The organism is Mesorhizobium sp. M7D.F.Ca.US.004.01.2.1 (assembly GCF_003997785.1).
Classification (GTDB): Bacteria; Pseudomonadota; Alphaproteobacteria; order Rhizobiales; family Rhizobiaceae; genus Mesorhizobium; species Mesorhizobium loti.
Window position 1 is genome coordinate 1 of the sequence record NZ_RZRQ01000396.1, and the last position, 4931, is coordinate 4931.

Here is a 4931-nt window from a genome sequence, read left to right on the forward strand (position 1 = left end):
CTGACAAGCCCGATCAGGTTCACGGTTGCCATTGCCCTTCCTCCTGCGCGAGAAGCACCCAGGATCAAAATATTCCTGACTGGACCTATACTGGTATTATCAATCCGGTGCAAACGGCTCGCTGGCGGTGCTTCGCGCGCGCCCTCAGCGCACCACGATCCCTCAGCGAACCCGCGGTGACAGCTTCATGGAGATGCGATCGCAGGCAGCGCGCAGGACCTCCAGAGCGTAGGCATGGCGGCTTTCACGCGTATGGCGATTGATATAAGCGACGATAATGGAGGCGACGGCGCTGCCGTCCGGTCCGATGACCGGACAGCAGATATCGGTGATCCCGACGAAGTCACGGCTCTCGCGCATCCAGTAGCCGTCCGCGCGGATGATACGAAGCTGCCTTTCCAGCGCGTCACGATCCAGCGGCACCGGGGAATGCGCCGCACTTTCATCGATCATCCGCGCCGCCACCTTTGGCGGCTGGAAGGCAAGAATCACATGGCCAGAGGTCGCGTCGGTGGCCAGACGACCGTATCCGAGGCGCAGCGTGAACGCCATGTCCTCGCCGCCGGGAACGGCCGCCGTCACGACGGTCAAGCCATGATTGAAGACGACCAGGTGCGGCGACTGATTTGAGTCCGCGGCAATCTGCGTCAGTTCGGGCATGGCGGCGGACATGAGATCCTGAGCACTCGGCGTGTGCAGCCCCAGCTTGAAAAGCTTGTCGGTCAACGAATAGGCGTCGGTCTCGGCGTTGCGCTCGATATATTGACGCTCCTGCAGCGCGATCAGCATCCGGAAAATCTCATTCTTCGAACGGCCGAGGCCTTCCGCGATCTCCTTCATCGTCAAGGGCGCCCGCGCCTCCGCCAGCAACTCCAGGACATCGAGGCCCTTGGTCAGCGCCGGGGCCGAATAGGTCGGTTTGCCACTCTCTTTTGCGTCATCTGCCATTCGAAGAATCCCCGGTGGTCCACGCACGATAGAGACAAGAAATCGGAATTGCCATTGGTTTTATATCCAAACTTGACACCATATATAAAACTGACATGATGCCCGGGATGATGAATTTCGAGGCCGAACCGATGACCGTACCGAGACCTGCAAACACTGTGCGCGCGACCATCGCTCCCCGGAACAACAGTGTTTACACGTCGGTCGATTTCGATCGCGAGGGCAAGCAGATCGGTTTCTTTCATGTGCCTCAATCGCCGCACGACGATGCCTGGGGCACGGTTCGCGTTCCGCTCGCCGTCATCAAGAACGGAGACGGTCCGACGGTCCTGATCGAGGGCGGCAACCACGGCGATGAATATGAGGGGCCGATCGCGCTCGGCGAGCTTCTGCGCGAGATCGATCCACGGGATATTACCGGACGCATCATCGCGATCCCGGCCATCAACATTCGAGCTGTCGAGGCCGGCACCCGCACCTCCCCGGTCGACGGGTTGAATTTCAACCGCAGTTTTCCGGGCGATTTCAACGGCACGCTGACAAGCCAGATCGCGGCCTATGTACATGACATCCTGTTTCCGAGGGCCGACTACTTCCTGGATCTCCATTCCGGCGGTTCGTCCCTGATGATCCTGCCAAGCGCGATCATCGAGCCCTCCCCGACCGCGCAGGGCCATCGCAAGAACATCAAGGCAACGCTCGCCTTCGGGGCGCCGACCGTCGTCATGGTCGACAATCTCGGTGAAACCCGGACCTCGACCGCGTCCGCCAACCACCAGGGGCTGATCGTCATCGGCAGCGAGATGGCCGGCGGCGGCCTTGTCAGTCAGGACGCGCTAGCCATCTGCCGCAGGGGCATCCGCAATGTGCTGAAACATGCAGGCGTCCTGAAAGGCGCGCCTGACATTGCCCCTGGTGCCAACGCACGCGTGCTCAAGGTGCCCGGAAGTGAAGGCTATCTCCTGTCCGAGGAGGACGGTGTCTTCGAACCCTTGAGCCCGCTCGGCAGTGCCGTCAGCAAAGGCGACCTTGCCGGACGCATTCACTTCCTCCACACGCCGTCACGCGCGCCCATCGATCTCCTTCACCCCATCGACGGCATCGTTTTCGCCAAGCGTCAGCCCGGCCGCGTGCGTCCGGGAAACTGCTGCTTCGTGCTTGCCAACGAATATCCGGAGGCGCTGACCGATGAGCCATGAGGACATCGAAGCGGCTGCCCGGCGCATTGCCCCCTTCATACGGCGCACCCCAGTCGTCAAGCTCGACCATGCCACGGGCGCAAACCTTCAAAATGATGTCTATTTGAAACTCGAATGCCTCCAGGTGAGCGGCTCCTTCAAGATTCGGGGCGCGACGAACCGGGTGAAAACGCTCGAGCCGAGCCGGATCGAAAACGGACTGGTCGCCGCCTCCGGCGGCAATCACGGCCTGGCCACCGCCTATGTGGCTGCCCAGGCCGGCGTCCCCGCCATCATCTACCTGCCGAACAATGCAAGCCCGCTGAAGGCGGAAAAGCTGCGCAAATGGGGCGCTGACGTTCGCTTCGAAGGCAATGTCTGGGATGAAGCACATGAGGCGGCATTGGCCGACGCAAAGGCGTGCGGCGCCTTCTACATGCATCCCTTCGCCGATGCGCAGATCGTGTCCGGTCAGGGGACTGTGGCGCTGGAGATGGTCGACCAGATTCCCGATGCCGACATCTACATCGTCGCGATCGGCGGTGGTGGCCTCATCAGCGGCATGTCCGAAGTCCTGAAGCACGTCAAACCCGACGCCAGGATCATTGGTGTCGAGCCGACCGGTTCACCGACCCTTCACGCCTCCCTGGCTGCCGGCCGTGTCGTCCGCTTGCCCGAGATAACCACGAAGGTGGCGACCATGGCCTGCGGCCGCACCGACGAAAGCATCTACGAGATCGTCGCCAAGCACGTCGACGATATCGTCCTTGTCGAGGATGCGGACATGCAGAAGGCCGCTGAATTGCTCTGGTTCGAATTCGGCATTGCCGCCGACCTCAGCGGCGCGGCATCGCTGGCCGCGTTGATGAGCGGAGCCTTCAAGCCACCGCGCGGCGCCCGCATCGCCGGACTTGTCTGCGGCGCCGGCGTCGAAGGCCTGAATGGCTGAGGTTGAGAAAGGCCGGTTCACGGAGGACGCGGCCCTAAAGTGGATACGGCACGAGTGCCGCGGAATACCGCCGGAATGCCTGTCGCTGGGACAGTCGTCGTGCGGGACATGAAAAAGAGGCGAAGAATCGCCCTGTCGCAACAAGAGGAGAACTGAAACATGCGCATTTCCTTGAAAGCATCCATTGCTCTGCTCGCACTCGCCATCGCAACGCCCTCGCTTGCCGCGGAAAAGGTTCTGGGCCTTGCGGCAATCGACCTGCAGAATTCCTTCTTCGTCCGCATGAAGGAAGCGGGCGACGTGGCTGCCGCTGACTACGGGGTGAAATCCACCTGGCAGAGCGCCGAGGGCAGCCTGGAAAAACAGGTCAGCATCATCGAGAATTTCATCAATCAGGGCGTCAGCGCGATCCTGATCGATCCGATCGACAAGAATGCGGTCATTCCGGTCATCAAGAAAGCCGCCGCCGCCGGCATTCCGGTGATCACCATGGGTAACAAGGTCGAGGCCGGCTCGAACTACTCGACGCTCTATCCGGACTACGACAACATGTCGATGGTTGCCCGCGCGCTCGGCAAGTCGCTTGGCGGCAAGGGCGAGGTCGCCCTGCTGGTCGGTTCGCGTGGCAACTTCGTGTCCGACACCCGCGAAAAGGGCTTCGTCGAAACCCTGAAAAAGGAGTTTCCGGACATCAAGGTCGTCGGCATCGAGCCGACCGGCTGGGACGCAGCGAAGGCAACGAATGCCGCCCAGACATGGCTCACCACCTATCCGGATCTGAAAGCCATCGGCTGCATCTCCGACAGCCTTTGCCTGGCAGCCGATTCCGTTGCCAGCTCGATGGGAACCCAGCTGCTCTACGGCGGCTATGACGGCGACGCCGAGATGAAGCCGCTGATCGACGACGGCAAGATGGTGATGGACGTGCTGACCGGCGCCTATCGTGTCGGCTACTGGAACATCGCCGTTGCCGCTCGTCTGGCCAATGGAGAAAAGCTGCCGCAGGATCTCTTCATGCCGACCTATTTCGTGACCTCGGATGCGACGGCAGCGAAGCTCAAGGCGGATGGCCTCACCTTCGAATATATCAACACCGACAAGGAGGCGGTGGAAGCCAAGAACTATACCGAGCAACTCGGTCCCAAGGTTCCGGCGACCGCCATGACCCTGGCAAAGTAACAGCCTAAAGCGGCTCAAGCGCCGGATGACATTTCATCCGGCGTCCCCTTTTCCTGACGATCGCCGTCGCCGCTTCCGCGGTGACCGCGCATGATGCTCGACAAGAGGACCGACCCATGTTCCAGTCCTGGACCTCTCCGTTTCTGCGGCGCAACGAACCGGTTCTCATCGCGGTGCTGCTGGTCGCCATCGCCGTCTTCGGCTGGATCGATCCGCGCTTTCTGTCGACCGGAAATCTTGTCAGCATCGCGCAGCAGAGTGCGGTCATCGCCCTCATCTCTTTTGCCATGACGGCCGTGATCATCGCGCGCGGCATCGATATTTCCGTTGGCAGCAACCTCGCCTGTTCCGGCATCGCCGCGGGTCTTGCCTACACGGCAACCGGCTCGGCGAGCTTGAGCCTTCTCGCCGCGATCGGTGGCGGTGCCGCGATAGGTCTGCTCAATGGAGCGCTGATCGGCTTTGCCGGCATCTCCCCCTTCATCGCGACGCTCGCCACCATGGCGTTTGCGCGCGGCCTGGCGCTCAGTCTCTCCGGCGCATCCAGCATCGCGGTCGCCGATCCGGTCCTGCTTTTCGCGGGACGCGAGACAATCGGCCTCCTGCCGGTCTCCGTCATCATCGCCGCCGTCTGCCTGGGCCTCTGGTGGTTCGTGCTCAATCGCACGGTGTATGGG

General features: G+C 61.8%; 5 protein-coding genes. 4 read left to right on the forward strand and 1 reads right to left on the reverse strand.

Annotation, left to right across the window (positions count from 1 at the left end; genetic code table 11):
• Nucleotides 1-162 precede the first annotated feature (162 nt).
• Nucleotides 163-948, reverse strand: coding sequence for an IclR family transcriptional regulator (locus tag EN993_RS31345; protein ID WP_126068105.1), 786 nt, complete (start codon nucleotides 946-948; stop codon nucleotides 163-165).
• A gap of 107 nt (nucleotides 949-1055) precedes the next feature.
• Between EN993_RS31345 and EN993_RS31350 the strand changes: the two genes are divergently transcribed.
• The 4 genes from EN993_RS31350 to EN993_RS31365 all read left to right on the forward strand — a co-directional run.
• Nucleotides 1056-2147, forward strand: coding sequence for a succinylglutamate desuccinylase/aspartoacylase family protein (locus EN993_RS31350; RefSeq protein ID WP_245469023.1), 1092 nt, complete (start codon nucleotides 1056-1058; stop codon nucleotides 2145-2147).
• Entirely contained in the window at nucleotides 2137-3075 is a 939-nt protein-coding gene (locus tag EN993_RS31355; RefSeq protein WP_127265702.1) for a threonine/serine dehydratase, read from the forward strand. The genes EN993_RS31350 and EN993_RS31355 overlap by 11 nt, the downstream gene beginning before the upstream one ends.
• 159 nt (nucleotides 3076-3234) lie before the next feature.
• Complete coding sequence (locus EN993_RS31360; protein ID WP_126068103.1) at nucleotides 3235-4254, forward strand: sugar ABC transporter substrate-binding protein; 1020 nt, start codon at nucleotides 3235-3237, stop codon at nucleotides 4252-4254.
• 116 nt (nucleotides 4255-4370) lie between these two features.
• A partial coding sequence (locus EN993_RS31365; protein WP_164757927.1) for an ABC transporter permease occupies nucleotides 4371-4931 on the forward strand: 561 nt, incomplete at its 3' end.